This window comes from Ruminococcus sp. AM42-11 (assembly GCF_003480145.1).
Taxonomy (GTDB): domain Bacteria; phylum Bacillota; class Clostridia; order Lachnospirales; family Lachnospiraceae; genus Blautia_A; species Blautia_A faecis.
Genome location: NZ_QUIO01000023.1, coordinates 57,788 through 77,424 on the forward strand (window position 1 = coordinate 57,788; position 19,637 = coordinate 77,424).

A 19,637-nucleotide genomic window follows, 5' to 3' on the forward strand; every position below is an offset into this window, starting at 1 on the left:
ATGGAAAGATTAAATGAAAACATAAAAAAGACGGTCCGGAGCTGGCTGAATGTTCTTCCGGCGAACCCTTTTAACTTTCAGATCAATGAGATGATGGATTTCGAAGGACACGCAATTCTGAACCGTATCTGGTACAGGGGTGACGGAAACGAGCTGGAACAGATCTATCAGCAGAATGCAGAATTTGCAGACAGACACAAGTTCTGGGCAAGCAGATCAACCCCTGGAATGGACATGCGGAAGATTCATACTGGTCTCCCGGGGCTGACTGTTAAAGTTCTTTCTTTCACTGTTCTGCCGGACATGAACGAATTTGAATTTGAACAGCCGGCGCAGGAACAGCTGTGGAAAGAAATTGAGAAAGATAATAAATTTTATAAAAAGATTGAAAGCGCCCTCAAAGAAACACTGTTTATCGGAGATGGCGCTTTTAAAGTGGCAATAGATACAACAATCAGTGATTATCCGATACTGGAGTGGTATCCGGGGGAAAGGGTTGAATTTGTCTACCAGAGAGACCGAATCAGGGAAATCGTATTCAAGACACCATACAAAGAAAAAGGAAAAGTGTATGTCCTGAATGAGCGTTATGGCTATGGCTATATTATCAATGAGCTGTATCTTGACGGCAGACTGGTCGATATTAAATCTATAAAAGCCACTGAGAATCTGACAGACATTAAATTTGATGATTCGGTCATGCTGGCTGAACCATTTATGATCTATGAGTCTACCAGATATGAAGGCAGAGGCGGCAGCATATTCGATGGAAAGCTCGACAGCTATGATTCACTGGATGAGACATGGTCCCAGTGGATGGATGCCCTGCGGGCAGGAAGGGCAAAAACCTATGTTCCAGACTGCCTGGTTCCACATGATCCTGAAACAGGGATGCTGATAAAACCGAATCCGTTCGACAACCGCTATTTTGCAGCAGAAGGAGATATGCGAGAAAGTCAGAAGAATCAGGTCGTTACGGACCAGCCGGTTATTCCTCATGACAGTTATATGGCATCATACATTACAGCCCTAGATCTGTGCCTGCAGGGAGTGATCAGTCCATCTACACTGGGGATTGACACAAAGAAGCTGGATAATGCAGAAGCACAGAGGGAAAAAGAAAAGACAACCCTGTACACCAGGAACGCAATTGTAAAGGCATTGCAGGAAGTTCTTCCGGGAGTTGTTTCAATGTGTATCAATGCAGACAATATCCTGCATAACAAGAGCATTGAAGAAGTAAAGGTCAACATTCCGTTTGGAGAATATGCAAACCCGTCATTCGAAAGCCAGGTAGAGACAGTTGCCAAAGCGAAACAGGGTGGCATTATGAGCATTGAACGATGTGTTGAAGAACTGTATGGAGATACACTGGACGATCACTGCAAAGAAGAAGAAATAGCCAGATTGAAGGCAGAGCAGGGCATCCAGGACGTGGATGAACCAGGAGTGAACCTGGAGGCTGGAAGCTTTAAGATTGACCTGGAAGGCGGTGGAGATAATGAAAGTAAAGGTGGCAAACAGAATATACCGGATGAACCGAAAGGAGTACCAGGGGCTTCTGGAAGTGGCAAAGGAGCAGGTGCCGATGGGCGTGTACGCTCTGGAAAAGAATGATTATGCTGAGCTTAGAAATGATGCCTGTACCAGCAAAACAAAGCTGAAAGACATGATCCGAATATTCAAAAGCCAGGGCTTTAGGGTATATGCAAACGGGAGGTAACCGCAGATGCCGAAGCTTAACACCGTCTACGACATTGGAGCTGCCTTTGAAGCCATAGAAAATGAGCTTATATCTTCCATGATCCGTAATATGCGCCGGCACAAGCTGGAAGAGATCGATGAAGATAAACAATGGGCTATGTGGCAGGCACTGCAGCTGAAATCCCTGGAAAAGTACAAGAAGGACAACCGGAAGAAGTATGGCAAGCAGTTCAAGGATATCAATGCACAGATCAAAACACTGATATCCCTGTCCAGATCTGAAGGCGAGATGGCACAGGAGATTGCAATCCTGGAAGCTATCAGAAATGGATTTCCTGCTAAACGTATTTCCAAAGGGGCAACAGCTGAGTTCTTCAAGGTGAATGACAGAAAGCTGGAAACCTTGATTAACGCTACCATGAACGATATGCAGAAGGCTGAGATTGCTGTCCTTCGAATGGCAAATGACCAGTACCGCAAAGTGATTTACAATGCTCAGGTATATGCAAACACAGGAGCTGGTACCTATGAGAAAGCTGTGGATATGGCTACAGAGGATTTTGTAAAGGCTGGCTTGAATTGCGTGCAGTATGCCAACGGTGCAAGACACACGCTTGCTGATTATGCGGATATGGCAATCAGAACAGCCAGCAAAAGGGCATACCTGCAAGGAGAAGGCCAGAAGCGCCAGGAATGGGGAATATCTACAGTGATTATGAATAAGCGCGGAAATCCCTGTCCGAAATGCTTGCCTTTTGTGGGAAAGGTGCTGGTTGATGATGTGTGGAGCAATGGTCCGAAGGACGGAAAGTCACCGGTTACCGGAATCAAGTATCCACTCATGAGCAAGGCTATAGCCGCAGGTCTGTACCATCCGCGCTGCAAAGATAGCCACACTACATATTTCGAAGGAATCAGCACCCCGCCAGAGAAGAGCAGGTATACCAAAGCGGAGTTGAATGAACTGGTACGGAAGCAGGAACAGGAAAACCGGCAGCAGTATGCAAAGAGGCAGGAAAAGAAGTTCGGTAGGCTGGCAGATTTTTCCCTGGATCCGGAGAACAAAAAGAAGTATGAGCAGAAACAAAATGAGTGGAAATCCGTTGCAAATGATGCGGACTCTGCTATAATGATATCAGGAGCCAGAATCACAGATATATTCAGTGAAGAGGCAGAAAACTTTGCAGAGATGTACTACAAAGAGGTCAGGAGTTTTTCTACTGACGCGAAGAAGATTGCTGAAAATCTGGGAAAAGAAGAATCTGATATAGCAAAGATAAAGGCATATCTGTTTGAAGATGAATCGTTGTTTGATCCGGATTTAAAGACATACCGAAGATTTGATCCCGATTGCGCCATAGCTCAGAGCTGGCAACGGCTTATGACAGGGAAAGACATTAAACAGCATGACCGCACTTTGATAGAGCATGAGCTTCTTGAAATGAAAATAAAAAGAGAAAATCCTGATATGGAGCACTGGAAAGCACATGAGCTTGCCACTGAAAAATATGATTACCCGAAGGAGGCGTTAGAGTATTATGGTAATCTTGAAAAACATAAAAAAGACAAATAATATGATTTCTGCCGACTATTACCCAGAGGGAAAAGAACCCAAAGGTTTTATGAGAATTGAGGATGGAAAAGTTACAGAACATGAAAATGCAAGCTCTTTTGCAGCACCACATGTTCGGAATGAACTGAAACGTTTGGCAAAAATGGAGAACCCACCAACAGAGAAAACAGTTTTATGGTACTAAATACCACCAGTCAGAAACGGCTAGTGGTATTTTTATACTCAAAAATATCAATACAGTTATAAAAACAATGATAGCACGCCGAAAGACGTGTTATTTTTGTGCTTATTTTTAAGAAAGAGAGGATAAAGAACATGAAATTTTCAGAAGCATTCAAAATGATGAAGCAAGGTATAGGAATGAAGCTTCCATCATGGGGTGGATATTGGTGGTGGGATGAGGAGTCAAAAACAATTCTCATGTACACAAAAGACGGAAATTGTATGGATATCCGGGAAACCCAGGTTGTTGAGTATACGCTTCAAAACATCATGTCAGATGAATGGATTCCAGCGAATGGGCAGAATTGTCCAATTCTGGGAGGAAAGGCAACCTTTAGTTTTAGTGAAGCTATCAAGTACCTGAAACGTGGCATGAAAGTAGCACGTGAAGGGTGGAACGGAAAGAAACAGTACATTCAGCTTGCAACCAGAATTTCTTATATGACAGCAGATGACAAAGTCGTGAACTGCGAGCATGATGCAATTGGAAATAAAGCAGTAGCTTTTGTCGGAACATCTGGTGTACAGATGGGATGGCTTGCATCACAGGCGGATATGCTGGCAGATGATTGGATAATTGTGGAGGAATAACAACATGGAGAATGAAGAATTTCTGAGATTATGTAAAGCAAAAGTTGCGGAGTACACCAATAGTCACATGGATGTCACAGATCGGCAGCAGGTGACTGTACATGATGTGTATGTGGTATGGAACTGTAAGACCTTGCAGAACAACAAGGCACTGCTTAGCACTACGGTACCAGATGGCATGTACTATGAGCTGACATATAACGGTGATAAGAACGAACTGTATATGGATGCCTATAAGAAGTTTGAAAACAGATGCTTCAAAATGTAGGAGGAAGAAAATGAAAAGAAGAGCAACCAAAAGAATTGCAGTATTAATGGCACTGGTAATCCTGGTGTGTTTTGTAGCTACGGGTTGCACAGAAGCTGATCAGGTGAGTGCGAATATTTCACAGGAGGCAGATAACTTCAATGTAACCAGAAAACTTACTGTTTTGAATGCCAGAACAGATACAATCCTGTTGGAATTGACTGGAACATTTGCACTGAAGAATAACTCTTCAAATGAACTGGAGGTAATTATTGAGACCGCAGAAGGGAAGTACCAGAAAGACTATGTTTATTTGAATGACTATACCATGTATGTAGTTGAAGACATTTCTGGATCGGATGTGGACAAGTACCATTATGAGATTAATTTTCTTCCACAGTGGGGATTTAAAGTCACACATAATGATTAAATTTGTGCCGGCGCAAGAGGAGGTAAAGACAATGAAAACTGTAGTAATTGAAGGTAAGGATCTGTTGTTCACACTTTTTAAACTTGCATTTTATATTTGGATAGGGATGTGGAATGTGAGGATTTTGCTGGTAGCAGTTAAGATGGTGATTGCGGTAGGTGTATATTCAACTTACTTTGCGGTAATTTTAGTTTCGGTTTATGGGATTTATTCTGCTTTCAGAGGCTTAAGAAGACAGTTGCCAAAACAATAAGGAGGTGGTTATTTGAAGGTGATAGTGCAGCACAACTTCCGTGACAAAGAAAATGACTTGGTTCTTCGTACAGCCGGGGAAGAACTGGAAGTGTCACGGAAAAGAGCAGAGTATCTTGCAAATCTGCAGCTGGTAAAGACCGTTGAAGATCAGAAAGGCGGTGATCCAAAATCTCCCATTGAGGCGCAGGGTTAAGCGTCTTATTTTTACGTCCAAACACGATATGACGCAAAAAGGTGCGTGACCAGTGACACTGATGACAATGGAAGACATAAGAGCGACACTCTCAAAACGGAAAGGAGTCCAGAAATGGAAAATAACAATACAGCAACTCAGACCCCTGATACTCAGCAGACTGCGGCTCAGAGTAATCAGCAGAGTACACCTGCAATTGACTATGGAAAGATTCAGCAGATGCTGGATGGAACACTGGCTGCGAAAGAAGATACAGCCCTGAAAGCCTATTTTAGGCAGCAGGGATTATCACAGCAGGAAGTGGAGCAGGCAATTACCGCATTTAAAGAACAGAAAGCGGCAAACCAGCCGGACGTTATCGGGATGCAGAACCAGATTACAGAGACACAGGCACAGCTTGCCGCATCTCAGAAAGCTGTTCAGGCGGCACAGGTGGAATCAGCAGCTACAATGATGGCAGTTTCCTTGGGAATCGAAGCAAAGACAATTCCATATATCCTTAAAATGGCTGATTTAAGCCAGGTTGTGGGAGAAGATGGAAACATCAATGAGGAAACCTTGAAAACAGCTGTAAACAAGGTGCTGGAAGACGTTCCGGCACTGAAACCACAGGCTGATGGAAAGACCGGATTTACCCAGGTAGGAACCGGCGGTAATCCGGCACAGCATCCGCAGCAGACTACTACAAACCAGACAGCAGTGCCAACAAAGCGTTGGAACCGTTGGAACTAAAAAAGAAAGAAGGTATAAGATATGGCATTGAATTATGCAGAACAGTGGAGCCCGGAACTTCTTGAAATCCTGATGCAGGGAACCCTGACCTCTCCATTTGTAACCAGTAATGTTAGATGGCTTGACGCCAAAACTTTTCATTTTACCCAGATGAGTACATCCGGATATAAAAACCACAACAGAAAAGGCGGTTGGAATGTCGGTTCTTATGAACAGAAAGACGTACCGTACACACTGACACATGACCGTGATGTTGAGTTCATGGTAGATAAGGCAGATGTTGATGAGACAAATGCTACAGCTTCTATCCAGAACATTTCCAGAGTGTTCGAACAGACATGGGTGGTTCCGGAAACAGATGCACTGTTTTTCTCCAAAGTTGCCCAGGCAGCCCAGAAGACAGAAGGCTATCACGGATCCACAGCAATTTCCACATATACTAAGGCAAAAGTCTTTGGAATGCTGAAAGATATCCTTGCAAAAGGAAAACTCAGAAGATACAAAGCGAACGGATCTCTGCTCATGTATGTTCGCAGTGAGATCATGGATGCCCTGGAGCAGTCCACAGAGTTCACTCGTAAGATCGAAATGACTCAGATCGCAGAAGGCGGTCTTGGCATTGAGACCAGAGTAACAGACATTGATGGGGTGCCGATCATGGAAGTAATCGATGATGAGCGATTCTATGATGCATTTAACTGGGAGCCGGAAAACGGTGGATTTGAACCGCAGAAAAAGGTAACTGCTGGAAGCGGTGTTGAAGCAGTGACAGGTGCGCACAAGATCAACGTACTTGTTGCTTGTGGACAGACCTGTAAGACTGTACCGAAGATCAGCAGCATCTATTACTTTGCACCTGGCGCACATACAAAAGGCGATGGATATCTGTATCAGAACAGATCTTTCTCCGATGTATTTGTATTTCCGAATGGCCGTGATGGCAAAATCGACAGCATTTATGTGGATGTTGATACTGCAGAGGTTGGTGCCTGATAAGGGGTGAAAAAATGTCTTATGAACCATATGCAACCCCAGAATACTATACGGATACTTACGGCGGAACCCTGATTTTAGAAAATGACATTGGGAGAGCTCTGCAGATTGCGTCTCGGCACATTGATTCCCTGACCTACAACCGGATTGTAGGCCGGGGATTTTCCAACCTGACACGATTCCAACAGGATATCATTCAGGATGTTGTCTGCCAGCAGGCAGATTTTGAAACCGAGAATGCAGATGAGATCAATTCGATACTTTCAAGCTACAGCATTAACGGTGTATCAGCCAGTTCGGCAGCAGCTGGAACATATTCACAGACAAAGGCGTGGCAATGAAAAGAGATCTGTATGCACTGCTGTGCCAGACTGGGCTGTGCTGCAGATTAGCGAGGTGAGCTATGAAATATCCATGTTTAGTACCCAAAAGGCTTTGCAGGACGGATATCAGCTTAGTGATGGAACAGGAAGGGCGGGATAAATACGGGGAGCCTCTTCCGTGTTTTGAATATTCCGGGAAATGCAATTACCAGGACAAAGCAAAGACGATCTTCACAGCTGACAAGAAAATGGTTCAGATTACCGGATCCGCATTATTTCCGGGAGATATCTGCCCAGAGCTTCCGGTAATATCTGGCGGTACAGCAACCATATTTGGTGGTAAGAGAAAGATCCAGGAAGCCAGGAAAGCCAGAAATCCGGACGGTACCGTAAATTACACGGAGGTGCTTCTGATATGATCAAGGTCAATTCGACTGTTAAACTTAACTTTCCGAAGATCAATCAGCTGACACAGGCACAGGTGGCAGCCCTGGAGCAGACAGCAGAAGATTTACATACAGAAGTTGAGCAGGCACAGGTGTTTCCAAGAGATACCGGTGTTTTACAGAATGAGAGTACTTTTGTAGATACATCTGAAAGCAGTCACGGAAAAGCAAGTATCATATCCAGTACGCCTTATGCCAGACGCCTGTATTTTCATCCGGAATTTCATTTTAAAAAGGATGAAAACCAGAATGCAAAAGGCAAATGGTACGAGGACTGGCTTCCAGGTGGAAAAAATGCTGATTTTGCAGTGGAAGCATTCAAGGAAAACTACAGGAGGCTGGCTGGTTTATGACGTTATCGGATATCAGAGATTATATTGAGACGCTCACACAGGGGACTGTGTATGTTGGACCAATTCCGGATAAGCCGGAAAAAATAGTTGGTGTTTATAACAGTAAACACCAGCATGTGTATAAGGTGGCAATCGGCGGTCCTCAGCTGGAGTCCTACGGTACGAAATACGTCACTTTGCTGGTACACTGGAATAAATCCCAGCGTGAGACCGAAAAAGCCGGAAAAGCCTTGTTTGAAGCTGTCAGAGCCACCAGAAATGCAACTGTAAACGATGAAACTATTAAATTTATCCTACCAGTCTATGAGCTTCAGGATATAGGCGTAGATGATTTTGGTATCTACGAGATGGTTATAGAACTGGCTGTGATTTTTGAAAAGAAAGGAAATAAGGATGAAGAATAAAATTGTGATGAACCTTCAGCTGTTCGCAGCTTCCAAGACTGGCGTATATCCATGTTACGAGAACCAGTTCCAGGTAGACACAGCATCAGGCGGTACTGCTTCACTGAAAAATATTGCAGACTGTGTAACATTTTCCGTATCTTTTGACAATGGAGTGGAGGAATGGAATCCATTTGATACAGAAGGCTGGACCAGACGTTTAATGACATCAAAGAGCATTACAATTTCAGTAACTGCAAAACGTAATGTGGGGGATGCCGGAAATGATTTTGTTGCAGGACTGGCATGGAAGAACGGAAGAAATACGGAAGCTGATGCTCAGTGGACTTTCCCGGATGGTACTGTTGTTAAGTTTACAAAATCAGTTATCAATGTGAAGAATGTTGGATCCGGAGATTCCACAGCTGTAGCACCTCTTGAATTCGATATCATGAGCAATGGAAAACCGGAGATTACACCAGCCGCATAGTAAATACGGTTTTTAGCAAGAAAAGGAGAAAACAAATGGCAAAATGTATTGATATTACAGACAAATTAAGCTTTGATAAAAATCCTGCCCTGATTATCAAGGGCAGAAAATTCATGGTAAATGCAGATGCGGGCACTATGCTTGAGATCATAGGGCTGTTCAAAGAAGGCTCTTCTGATACAGAATCAACTATTGCGGCATATGAAAAGCTGTTCAGTGAAAAAGACCGTAATGAGATTAAAAAAATGCGTCTGCCTTTCAAAGATCTTATGATCGTTATCCAGACCGCAATGGATCTGATCCAGGGAGAAGAAGACCAGGGAGAGCAGTGACCCGTACTATGATTTGATAGATGATTTTGATCTGATCGTATCATCGTTTCAATCACAGTACGGGTTACGTCTTTCTAAGGAACTGCCTGCCGGGATGTCCTGGGACGAGTTCACGGATCTCTTATCCGGAATCAGTCCGGACACAGCTCTTGGCAGGATTGTAGCAATTCGTGCAGAAGAGGATGAAGAGATCCTGAAGCATTTCACCCCGGAACAGCGCCGGATTCGCCGCGAATGGAGAAATAAACAGGCTATGAAGGTTTCAGAGGAAGACAGAGATAAATTCCTGGAGGCTATGAAACAGGCATTTATTGATATGGCAGGAGGTGTGAATGGATAAAGAAAAGGTAAAATGCCCCTTCTGCGGACACGAACAGAAAGTACAGTACACCCCGGACGCAAAATGCCGGGGCGTTTTCATCCGGTGCCAGGGGCGCCATTGTAAAAAAGAATTTGAAATAAAGATTAACCAGGACAAGTAGTGCCATGTGTCGATGTCCTCATGATAGAGGCAGGTGGCATATATGGCAACAAGCATCGCTGGAATTTCATTTGATTTATCATTTGATGGTAGCAAAATGCTTGCAAGCATCAATGATTCTTGCAAAAAAGTAAAAGATAGATTTAATCAGAGCTTTTCACAGGCCGCAAAGAAATCAACAGAAGCGATCAAAACTGGGAACACGGAAATTGATAAAATTCTCAGCCAAACGGCGCGTTCTGCTAAGTCTAAGGCTGCAGCTATTGCATCTGTTTATAAAAAAGAAGGTGAGTCTGCCAGTGAGGCGTTTCGAAAAGCTTGGCTCTTAATTGAAAGAGATAGCAAAAGCGGTTCGGGAGAAGTAAAGAAACACATAAAGGGAATTGGAAGCCAATTCAAAAAAACATCTTCTGAAATTGAGGATGATGCTTCATCATTAAAGACTCGGGTAAGCGGGATAGGAACGCTCACAAGAAAACTAGGGAGCTTGTTAGTTGGTGCATTTGCAGTTAAGAAGCTGACTGACTTCGGAAAGTCGTGCCTGGAGCTTGGATCAGACCTGGCGGAGGTTCAGAACGTTGTAGACGTTACATTCCCGAACATGACTGCACAGGTTGATAAATTTGCCAAGAGTGCAGCCCAGAGCTTTGGGCTTTCTGAGACCATGGCAAAGCAGTTCACCGGTACCTCGGGGCAATGGCGAAAGCCTTTGGATTTTCCGAGGAACAGGCTTATAACATGGGCTCCAGCCTTACCAAGCTGGCAGGTGATGTGGCGTCTTTCTATAATCTGTCACAGGATGAAGCATACACCAAGCTGAAATCCGTTTTCACAGGCGAAACGGAATCTTTGAAAGATCTTGGCATAGTCATGACTCAGACTGCCCTTGACAGTTATGCGCTGGCAAACGGTTTCGGGAAGACAACGGCAAAAATGTCAGAAGCTGAAAAGGTTGCGCTAAGGTATTCCTTCGTACAAAACCAGCTGGCAGCAGCCCAGGGGGATTTTGCGAGGACCTCAGGATCCTGGGCAAACCAGGTAAGGATCCTTACTCTGCAGTTTGATTCCCTGAAGGCTGCGATTGGCCAGGGACTGATAAATCTTTTCACTCCGGTTATCAGAGTAATCAACACGGTAATTGGAAAGCTGATCACTCTGGCAAACGCCTTTAAATCGTTTACAGAGCTGATTACCGGTCAGAAATCCAGTAACAGTGCTTCCGGACAGATTTCAGCTATCGGAAGTGCGGCAGCAGGCGCAAGCACGGGAATGGACGATGCAGCCAGTTCAGCAGATAATCTTTCCAGTGCAAATAATGGCGTTGCCAAATCCGCCCAGAAAGCAGCTGAGAAAATGCGTGCCCTCATGGGGTTTGACCAGGTGAATAAGCTGGACAGCCAGACAGACAGTACCAGCTCCACACCTTCTTCCGGAAGCGGAACAGGAACAGGGGGAGCAGGTGGGGCTGGAGTTGATTTCGGCAGTCTTGCCCAGGGTGAAACTGTTGTAGATAAAACAGACAAAAAGATGTCCGGGTTGTTAAAACGCTGCAAAGAGCTGGCAGCAGTATTCAAAAAAGGCTTTAAGATAGGATTTGGTGATTCTGAAAAGAGAATCAGTTCCATTACGGAAAATATTAAGAATATCGGGAAAACTCTGAAAGAAATATTTACAGATCCGGATGTTGTGAAAGCAGCAAATGATTGTGCCAATTCCTTTGCACTGTCGTTTGGAAAGATGATAGGTTCATTTGCCAGTATTGGAATAACGATTGCGTCCAATCTTACTGGCGGGATTGAAGGATATCTTTCTAAAAGCAGTAGCTATATACGAGGTAAATTAGTGTCTCTTTTCAATATTGCAGGAGACATTGCATCACTTGCGGGGGATTTCTGGACGGCATTTGCTGATATATTTTCTGTATTCGCTGGATCAGAAGGACAAGGGATTACCGCAGATATCATTGGCATTTTTACAGATGGATTTCTTGGTGCGATAGAGATCGGAGCACAGTTCATAAAGGATATTGAAAGCGTTGTAGTTACTCCTGTAGTACAGAATGCGGAGAAAATTAAACAAACAATTGAGAATCTTCTCGTTCCGATTCAGACCGTGCTTGATACTTTACATCAGTCAGTGACAGATACCTTTTCAAAGATTTCAGAAGTATACGAAACGTATATTAGCCCGTTTATAACATCTGTTGCGCAGGGAATATCTGATATCGTACAGATTTTCCTGGATGGCTGGAATTCTAATATTTCACCTGTTCTTGATAATCTGGCCGAGAAGTTTTCAACAGTGTGGCAGGAACATGTACAGCCAGCCCTTGATGGAATCATTGTACTGGTTGGAAAAGTATTTGAGAACCTGCAGGCCCTCTGGGAAACATTGCTACAGCCATTGATTGAGTGGATTATTGAAAATATCATGCCAGTTATCGGACCGGTACTACAGGGAATTGGAGACCTTTTCCTGGATCTGTTGTCAGTAGCCGGGGACGTAATCAGTGGAATAACAGATGTGCTTAGTGGCTTTATTGATTTTTGCACAGGGGCATTTACAGGTGATTTTTCGAAATGTTTCCAGGGCTTAAAAGAAATCATGGAAGGCTTCAAAACGATTGCAGATTCTGTGATCGGTTTTCTACAGGAAAATGTATTTCGGCCGTTTGATGAGTATATTGCAAATATATTTGCAACAGACTGGTCGAAAAATTTCGGCATTCTGGGCGGTGTGCTTAACGGTTTCTTAAAGAGCGGGAAAGATACGATCAGAGATATCCAGAAAGTATTTGGCGGATTAAATGATTTTGTATCAGGAGTATTTTCAGGGAACTGGGAAAAGGCGTGGAAAGGAATAAAGGACATTTTCGAAGGAGTATTTGAAGGGCTGGCAGACCTTTCCAAGACACCGATTAATGCAATTATTGGTGGCTTCAATAGCGTACTTGGCACAGTGAATGGTCTCATTAATAAAGTAAATAATATCCGTTTCAAAATCACGGTACCAGACTGGATCCCTGGAATAGGCGGAAACTGGTGGGGGTTTAACGGATTTAACATTCCTACGATCGGAACCATTCCAATGTTGGCAAACGGAGGCTTCGTAAAAGCGAATACGCCACAGCTCGCCATGATCGGTGATAACCGCCACCAGGGCGAGATTGTTTCTCCAGAGGACAAGCTTCAGGAGATGGCGTTAAAGGCAGCTTCTCTGGCAGCAGGCGGTGCGAATGATGCCGAACTGCTGGCAGTTCTGAAACAGATCCTGGCGTTTTTACAGAATATGCCGATTGTTGCGTTGAATCCGGAATCTCTAAGAAAATATTTTATCCGAAAAACCAACCAGAATACAAAAGCAACCGGAAAACCGGAACTGCTTGTGTAAGGAGGCATTATGGCAAAGAAAATATTGTGGTCAGGGAGCACCGTGCTCCCTTCTCCGGTATCGATATCTGTAAATGATCAGATTATCTGGAGCGCGAACACGGGCCGTAGTGCTTCCGGAAGCATGATCGGTGACGTGGTCGCAGAAAAGAAAGACATAGCTATAAAGTGGGGCATTCTTACGGAAACAGAGCTTGCAGCTATAAAAAAGATTATGGTTGCAGGCTTTTTTCCTATCTCTTTTCATGATGATGGAATAGATCTGACTATTACCACATACAGGGGAACATTGACAAAAGAGGTACTCGGATATATCGGAGATGGGATTTTTTACTATAAATCAGCATCAGTAAGTATCGTTCAAAAATAGGAGGAAACCAAAATGTTAAAAGGAACAAAATCAGTATCCATGAATTTTAATTCTATGATCAACGGCAGACCTGTGGTCTACATGTCTGCACAGATCCCTGAAGCTGGGAACGCGAGCACCAGCATTACCGTACAGGACCGTGACCTGTACGAGGCAAACAGGGCAGAATGCAGAAAGGATATTGAAGCATTTAACCAGATTGTCTATGCTGCTGAGGACGAACGTGTAACAGGAGGTACTGCAGATGAAACTGAAAAATAAAGACATATTAAATTTTGTCAATGGCTGCGCTTCCTTAAGGGAGAAGCGGCTGACGGTAAAGCTTGGCTATGCGATCAAGAAGAACCTGGCAGCAGTCAGTGATGCAGCCAATGCCTATGATGCAGAGCGTCAGGAACTGCTTGAGAAATACGCAGCAAAAGGCGAAGATGGAAAGTTCCTGGTTGAGAACGGGCAGTATTCCATCGAGGACAAAGAGGGCTTTGCAAAAGACCTGGATGAGCTTCTGGCGATTGAGACAGAGGTTGGCATCCATACTGTTTCTGAGGAAGAGATTGAGAAATGTGACGATCCACGTTATGATGCCCTGACAGTGGCTGACCTGGAAACACTTGAGATCATGACTGAGTAGGAGGTGGTCCTGTGTATCAGCAGTCTTCAGAAGCTTTTGGAAACCTGGTACTACAGGATTCCCGAACTTTTAAAGCACTCATCACATATGATGATGTATCCATAACAAATGCGAAAAGCATTAAGTTACTGGCGGAGCAGAAGGGGAGGATGACTTTTCCCTTGGCTCCACAGTGAGCCAGTACGTTACCATCATAATTCCGGATCCGGGAAAAGCCATTGAGGGGCATGAGCTCCTGGTCCAGATCGGAATGGAAGTGAATGGACTGGTGGAATATATCCCCATGGGATATTTCACGCCTGGAAAACCATCCAGAAATGAAGAGCAGATTGAGTTTACAGCCTATGACCGGATGATGAAAACAGAGCGTGCATTCTCTATGGACGGAGACAGTACGGATACGGCGGCTGTTCTGAAAAGGATCCAGGAAATAACAGGGGTAATGGTTGTAACAGATGGCCTTTTCGGCATTTCCATGAAAGTTCCGAAAGGTTACAGCTGCAGGGAGGTCCTTTCTTACGCTGCACAGCTTCATGGCTGTTTTGCAGTATGTAACAGAAACGGACAGATTGAACTGCACAACTACGTGGACGGTGGTTATACAGTCAGCACCGGCAGATACTGGGATTCTTTTGAACACAACGATTACCTGTTCCAGGTGGAAAAGCTTACCTGCTACACTGGCCAGGACGAAGAGGGGAAAGATGTTTCTGTTTCATCCGGAGATGGACCAAGGGTGGTAATCTTTTCCAATCCGTTTATGACACAGGATACCCTGGACAAAGTGATGGATTCCCTGAAAGATTTTTCCTATATGCCAGGTTCCCTACGGATGATGGGAGACCCACGGTTGGATCCGTGGGACGTCCTCACCGTGGAAGACAGAAAAGGGGGCTCCTATAAGGTTCCGCTGATGAAACTGGAAAGGGAGTATGATGGCGGTTTTACGGATTCTGTGGAGGCTGTGGGTTTATCAGAAGATGAAACAAATGCAAACTGGAAAGGCCCAACCACAAAAGAAATGGAACGGTATTACGCGCAGCTGGTGATGATCGACCACGCAATGATCAACAAGCTTGATGTGGATACTGCCAATTTGAAATTTGCAACAATCCAGAATCTGAATGCGGTCAATGCGACGGTACAGAACCTGGATGCAGAGTTTGGAAGCTTCAGGGATCTGACTGCTACAAATTTTACTGCCGCCAATGCAAAGATCAATATCCTGGATTCCAGTTATGCCAATATCAAAACTCTGCTTGCAGGTGGTGCCGGTGTGGGGGATTTGCAGAACATCCACCTTACTTCCCAGAATGCTGTGATTGACTCTGCACTGATCAGAACTGCAGTTATGCAGACGGTCACGGTCGGGGATCTTTTAAGCGGCACTATTTCCACCAATAAATTTATGATTACATCTGACGATGGCGGGATTAAGATCCAGGGGGCAACCCAGCAGTGGAGGGACATAGATGGAACCGTCCGGATGCAGGCTGGCAGGGATGCAAACGGTGATTTTACCTTTTCCCTGTTCGATAAGACCGGAAAAGGGATTCTGCTGGATGCCACAGGTGTGAAAGAAGGAGCTATTGCAGATGGGCTGATCGTGAATAAGATGGTGGCGGATAACGCAGCCATTGCCGGCACTAAGCTGGATATCCCTTCGGTGGTGTCGGCTATCAACGGCAGCTCCCAGAGCATCAAGAGCAGCCGGATCTGGTTTGACGATCAGAACCAGAGCCTGAACCAATTATACAGCCAGATGAATACCAACATTGTCAGTGCTTCTACAACTGCATCCAATGCCGCCAGTACCGCAAATGCCGCCAGCAACACGGCAAATGCAGCTTCTGACGCGGCAAAGAAAGCCCTGGACACTTTGTCCGGGATTTCCACCCTGGATGCAATCGGGGCTTCCCTGGACAATGATGCGCATGTGGTCCATACCTACACGGATGGTTCCGGTGGGGATTACAGCAGCTGTCATACCACTTTTTCCGTGTATCTGGGCGATACGGATGTTTCCGATCACATTGACCAGATTACGGTGAAAGCTTCTGAAGGAGTAAACGGTACCTGGAACCCGAAAACAAGAACGTATCAGGTCACAGCAATGACTTCTGACAACGGCTACGTGGATATTTCGGGGCTTTATGGACTGGAAGGGAAAGTTCTTCTGGTCGGTGGAAAAGGGCTTGTTGTAGGCGGTAAAACGCTTGTTGTAAAGTCAATGGGCTCCTGGATCACCAAGAGATTTTCCATCAGCAAGGCAAAGGACGGAAAGATTGGTCTCAGTTATGACCTTCGTGTCAGCAGCCAGGTGATCCGGAAACAAAAGGACGGAAAGACTCTGGTTCCGGAAAGCGTGACGTTCTCAGCATTTAAGAATGACAATGGGATCATCAGCAGCTATTCCGGAATTTTTCAGATTGAGGAATCAAAAGACAATGGAAAGACCTATGTTTTGAAGTATGGTTCTTCATCTGCTGAGATCATGAAGATATATGCTCCCTCCGGAGCTGACGTTAACATGATCCGCTGTACTTTATATGATACATCCGGAGCCCAGAACCTGGATACCCAGACCGTCATGCTCCTTGCGGATGCGGAAGGCCTGGCTGATGATATCAAAGCCGCTCAGAAGACCGCAGACCAGGTAAAAGCTGCCATTGTCACGACAAACCAGAAAGTAGCCAACATTGAGACAAGCGTGGATGGTTTAAAGATGAATCTGTCCGAAACGACTACAGACCTCCGCGGTCTGGTGGGAAATTCACTTCTGTACAATGTCCGCTATCATGATAACGAAGACGGCACTACAACCGTGACTGCAGTTGTGTACCAGAATGGAAGCGAGGTCACAAAGAATTATCCGGCAGCATGGTTTTCCTGGCGCAAAAAGACTGAAAGCGGTGAGAGCTTCCTGGGTTACGGCTACAGTATCAAAGTAAAGAATGAAGATTACATGTTTGGCGGTGTGGTGATCGGACGATTTACCACATACAAGACTGCAGCACTCATAGTAGGCGGCAAACTCCTTGTGATCGGAGGGAAAGCTGTCAATCTGAATGTAGATGCGGTATGAAGAAAGGAGATTAAGCTATGGCATTACCACAAGACGGCCAGGACGCAAACGGCCTCACAAAAGTAACACAGATTCCCGCAGGGAAAGAATTAATGTTCATCGATCCCACCACGAATGAGGGTGGGATTATTACGTTGGAGGATTTGACAAAGCAGATTTTGAATGGATTGCTTTCCCAGACCTTCGCTCTGGATGCAGGGCAGAAGACGATAATACAGGCATTGAACACACTAAATAGTGATAATGGAAAATTATTATGTGTTAAAAAGTCAACAAACGAAAGCAAAGGTACATTAAAGTTCACTTACAACGGAAGATTGGCAGCAATTGCTCTCGTTACGAGAAATGGAGCCAGCTCTTTAGCATACTATATTGGAATCAATTCCGGTAATACTTTTTCTATCAATAAACTTGGCGGCGGAGATATTGATATTACTGTTGATCCATCCGAAAAAACAATAAGTTTTCCAGTTCCCGATTGGTCAACTGTACTTATGATTAGTATTGGTGGTGCTGATTTGAAATAATTATTTTATCACGGTTCCCCATATGCCGATTTTGTTTTTTCCAACAGATTTATATTTTGCCCAGATATAATGAGTAACCTCCTCTGCTGATCTGTCGTATATGCTTGTAAGTGTTGTTGGATATTTCTCATTGTTTTCAATAACTGTACTTTTGGAATAACTGGAATCTGAACTTGTAATTGAGATCCCCAATGGCTCTGAATTATTATAAAACGCTCTTGCGGTGAAAATAAACAAAGTGTTTTTCGGAACTGTAAACGATAATCCTGTGTATACATATTCATTAACAACTTGAATATCCACATCTTTTACTTTCGATATAAAAGATAACTCACTATTTTATTGAGCTGAAAAATATTTCCAAGCACTCCAAGAACCAGACTTTTTCGTCCTTATTGCTATTTTTTCACAGCCGAACGAAAAAGCCAATTGTGCGGTATATGTTTTACTACCAGGGTTATGTTGTATAACGCAACACCCATTGCCGTCCAATTCAGGAAGCCCTTTAGGATTTATATTCGTATTTAAAATAAATGCAGCTGGTGGATTATCTAAGTCAGATACTCGGTTTTTACAGATTGAAAGCCAGTCACTATTTTATGTGTTAGAGAGCTGCGGAAATTATAGCCTCCTTATCACGGTACAGCTATACTTGTGGTAAGGAGGTGATGTCATTATGACAGAGAATTTAATTAAAAATGTGGTGGCAGCAATGCAGGATAGCTTGACAGATGAGCAGCTTCAAAAGCTGGAAAATGTCCTGGCGATTAGTTTACACGGTCTGGAAGTAAGAGAAGAATGTACTCAGCTGGTGACATCAGAACGGCACTGGGAAAGAATACTGAAAATGTACATAGCCAGTAAGCGCTTGGAAAATTGTGCGGAATCTACTATGATTGCTTACAAACGGTGTATTTCAATGTTGTTTATAGGACTGAATAAGAAAATCCATGAGATAACTACTAACGATTTGAGATATTATCTTGCCATGTACCAGGAACAAAGAAAGATTTCTCTGTCATATTTGGAGACTCTTAGGCACTATATAAGCAGTTTCTTTACATGGGCTACGGATGAAGGCTACATCAATCGGGATCCTTCCAGGAGACTGCGAAGGGTGAAAGTACCTCAGAAGCTTAAGAAACCATATACTGCAGAAGAAAGGGAACATCTTAAAGATATAGCCAAGACAGAACGAGACGTAGCCATCATGGAGCTACTTTACAGTACTGCTGGGCGTATTGGAGAGGTAGTATCAATCAATCGCGAAGATGTTGATTTTCCTAACCGTGAAATTGTGATATATGGACAGAAGGGAAAGAAAGAGCGCAAAGTGTATCTTACGGAGGGGTGCATATATCATTTGAAGAAATACCTGGCAAGCCGAACAGATGACAATCCAGCTTTATTTGTTGTAGATCGGAAACCTTATAGCCGACTGCAAAGGGAAGCGATTCAAACAATGTTACGCAAGCTTGGAACAGAAGCCGGAATACATGCACATCCGCATAAGTTCCGGCGAACACTGCTTACTGATGCAGGAACCAGAGGTGTACCGTTGCAGGAGATCCAAGCTTATGCCGGTCATGCCAAACCTGATACGACCATGTTATACGTATCAGTTAAAGATGAAACAGTGAAAGCTTCATTTATGCGATTAATGGCATAAAGTAACTTGCAATAGGCGAAGAAAAAAGCCGGCTGAAAAGGTGGCTTGGGTAAACACGGCCTGTTGAGGATTGGATGGACATTTATAGCGAAAAGGAAGACGACATATAAAATAGTGAGTCCTTGCACGCCATTTTTATTGAAGGACCGAATAATGATTTCGTATGGGCCAAAAACTATTGGTACGCAATACCAGAAAGTTCGTGTGTGAAATTTGTA

The 19,637-nt window shown here is 44.1% G+C and carries 26 protein-coding genes; 25 read left to right on the top strand and 1 reads right to left on the bottom strand.

Translation table 11 applies throughout. From position 1 onward, the window contains the following. The 24 genes from DW904_RS14045 to DW904_RS14165 all read left to right on the top strand — a co-directional run bounded on the left by DW904_RS14045 (window position 1) and on the right by DW904_RS14165 (window position 17,750). On the top strand, window positions 1–1,617 hold the full coding sequence (locus DW904_RS14045) for a capsid protein (RefSeq protein WP_243110425.1): 1,617 nt from the start codon (window positions 1–3) through the stop codon (window positions 1,615–1,617). Between the two features lie 112 nt (window positions 1,618–1,729). Beyond that, window positions 1,730–3,277, top strand: coding sequence for a phage minor capsid protein (locus DW904_RS14055; protein ID WP_118581674.1), 1,548 nt, complete (start codon window positions 1,730–1,732; stop codon window positions 3,275–3,277). Further along, window positions 3,243–3,461, top strand: coding sequence for a hypothetical protein (locus tag DW904_RS14060; protein WP_118581677.1), 219 nt, complete (start codon window positions 3,243–3,245; stop codon window positions 3,459–3,461). The genes DW904_RS14055 and DW904_RS14060 overlap by 35 nt, the downstream gene beginning before the upstream one ends. A 131-nt stretch (window positions 3,462–3,592) precedes the next feature. Continuing rightward, a complete protein-coding gene (locus DW904_RS14065) occupies window positions 3,593–4,090 on the top strand; it encodes a DUF2829 domain-containing protein (protein WP_118581680.1) in 498 nt (165 codons plus the stop codon). 4 nt (window positions 4,091–4,094) lie between these two features. After that, entirely contained in the window at window positions 4,095–4,358 is a 264-nt protein-coding gene (locus DW904_RS14070) for a DUF6275 family protein (RefSeq protein ID WP_118581683.1), read from the top strand. Between the two features lie 10 nt (window positions 4,359–4,368). After that, a complete protein-coding gene (locus tag DW904_RS14075) occupies window positions 4,369–4,767 on the top strand; it encodes a hypothetical protein (RefSeq protein ID WP_118581686.1) in 399 nt (132 codons plus the stop codon). Window positions 4,768–4,798: 31 nt separating this feature from the next. Further along, window positions 4,799–5,020: a hypothetical protein gene (locus tag DW904_RS14080; RefSeq protein ID WP_118581689.1), complete on the top strand. Its 222-nt coding sequence runs from the start codon at window positions 4,799–4,801 to the stop codon at window positions 5,018–5,020. Between the two features lie 12 nt (window positions 5,021–5,032). Then, complete coding sequence (locus tag DW904_RS14085) at window positions 5,033–5,215, top strand: hypothetical protein (protein ID WP_118581692.1); 183 nt, start codon at window positions 5,033–5,035, stop codon at window positions 5,213–5,215. A 114-nt stretch (window positions 5,216–5,329) separates the two neighbouring features. Next, window positions 5,330–5,947 (top strand): hypothetical protein, encoded by a 618-nt coding sequence (locus tag DW904_RS14090; RefSeq protein ID WP_243110426.1) that lies wholly within the window; start codon window positions 5,330–5,332, stop codon window positions 5,945–5,947. Window positions 5,948–5,968: 21 nt separating this feature from the next. After that, window positions 5,969–6,940, top strand: coding sequence for a phage capsid protein (locus DW904_RS14095; protein WP_118581695.1), 972 nt, complete (start codon window positions 5,969–5,971; stop codon window positions 6,938–6,940). 14 nt (window positions 6,941–6,954) lie between these two features. Beyond that, window positions 6,955–7,281: a hypothetical protein gene (locus DW904_RS14100; RefSeq protein ID WP_243110427.1), complete on the top strand. Its 327-nt coding sequence runs from the start codon at window positions 6,955–6,957 to the stop codon at window positions 7,279–7,281. 62 nt (window positions 7,282–7,343) lie between these two features. Further along, window positions 7,344–7,682, top strand: a complete 339-nt coding sequence (locus DW904_RS14105) for a hypothetical protein (RefSeq protein ID WP_118581698.1) — start codon at window positions 7,344–7,346, stop codon at window positions 7,680–7,682. Then, entirely contained in the window at window positions 7,679–8,062 is a 384-nt protein-coding gene (locus DW904_RS14110; protein WP_243110428.1) for a minor capsid protein, read from the top strand. Before DW904_RS14105 ends, DW904_RS14110 begins: the two co-directional genes overlap by 4 nt. Next, complete coding sequence (locus DW904_RS14115; RefSeq protein ID WP_118581701.1) at window positions 8,059–8,466, top strand: minor capsid protein; 408 nt, start codon at window positions 8,059–8,061, stop codon at window positions 8,464–8,466. Before DW904_RS14110 ends, DW904_RS14115 begins: the two co-directional genes overlap by 4 nt. Further along, a complete protein-coding gene (locus DW904_RS14120; RefSeq protein WP_243110429.1) occupies window positions 8,456–8,935 on the top strand; it encodes a hypothetical protein in 480 nt (159 codons plus the stop codon). The genes DW904_RS14115 and DW904_RS14120 overlap by 11 nt, the downstream gene beginning before the upstream one ends. 35 nt (window positions 8,936–8,970) lie before the next feature. Continuing rightward, complete coding sequence (locus tag DW904_RS14125) at window positions 8,971–9,267, top strand: hypothetical protein (RefSeq protein ID WP_118581704.1); 297 nt, start codon at window positions 8,971–8,973, stop codon at window positions 9,265–9,267. Window positions 9,268–9,280: 13 nt separating this feature from the next. After that, window positions 9,281–9,607 (top strand): Gp15 family bacteriophage protein, encoded by a 327-nt coding sequence (locus tag DW904_RS14130; RefSeq protein WP_118581707.1) that lies wholly within the window; start codon window positions 9,281–9,283, stop codon window positions 9,605–9,607. Continuing rightward, on the top strand, window positions 9,600–9,749 hold the full coding sequence (locus DW904_RS22965) for a hypothetical protein (RefSeq protein ID WP_202187727.1): 150 nt from the start codon (window positions 9,600–9,602) through the stop codon (window positions 9,747–9,749). The genes DW904_RS14130 and DW904_RS22965 overlap by 8 nt, the downstream gene beginning before the upstream one ends. A gap of 695 nt (window positions 9,750–10,444) precedes the next feature. After that, a complete protein-coding gene (locus DW904_RS14140; protein ID WP_147422326.1) occupies window positions 10,445–13,138 on the top strand; it encodes a hypothetical protein in 2,694 nt (897 codons plus the stop codon). Window positions 13,139–13,147: 9 nt separating this feature from the next. After that, a complete protein-coding gene (locus tag DW904_RS14145) occupies window positions 13,148–13,507 on the top strand; it encodes a hypothetical protein (protein WP_118581716.1) in 360 nt (119 codons plus the stop codon). 12 nt (window positions 13,508–13,519) lie between these two features. Beyond that, window positions 13,520–13,768, top strand: a complete 249-nt coding sequence (locus tag DW904_RS14150) for a hypothetical protein (RefSeq protein WP_118581719.1) — start codon at window positions 13,520–13,522, stop codon at window positions 13,766–13,768. Continuing rightward, complete coding sequence (locus DW904_RS14155) at window positions 13,752–14,138, top strand: hypothetical protein (RefSeq protein WP_118581722.1); 387 nt, start codon at window positions 13,752–13,754, stop codon at window positions 14,136–14,138. The genes DW904_RS14150 and DW904_RS14155 overlap by 17 nt, the downstream gene beginning before the upstream one ends. Before the next feature lie 172 nt (window positions 14,139–14,310). Continuing rightward, complete coding sequence (locus DW904_RS14160; RefSeq protein ID WP_118581725.1) at window positions 14,311–17,223, top strand: hypothetical protein; 2,913 nt, start codon at window positions 14,311–14,313, stop codon at window positions 17,221–17,223. A gap of 17 nt (window positions 17,224–17,240) precedes the next feature. Beyond that, window positions 17,241–17,750 (top strand): hypothetical protein, encoded by a 510-nt coding sequence (locus tag DW904_RS14165; protein ID WP_118581728.1) that lies wholly within the window; start codon window positions 17,241–17,243, stop codon window positions 17,748–17,750. Here the strand turns inward: DW904_RS14165 and DW904_RS14170 are convergent, their stop codons facing one another. After that, entirely contained in the window at window positions 17,751–18,053 is a 303-nt protein-coding gene (locus tag DW904_RS14170; RefSeq protein WP_118581731.1) for a hypothetical protein, read from the bottom strand. A 373-nt stretch (window positions 18,054–18,426) separates the two neighbouring features. Between DW904_RS14170 and DW904_RS14175 the strand changes: the two genes are divergently transcribed. After that, window positions 18,427–19,419 carry a tyrosine-type recombinase/integrase gene (locus tag DW904_RS14175; protein ID WP_118581734.1) on the top strand — a complete coding sequence of 331 codons (993 nt, stop codon included), beginning with the start codon at window positions 18,427–18,429 and terminating at the stop codon, window positions 19,417–19,419. The last annotated feature ends 218 nt before the right edge of the window (window positions 19,420–19,637 follow it).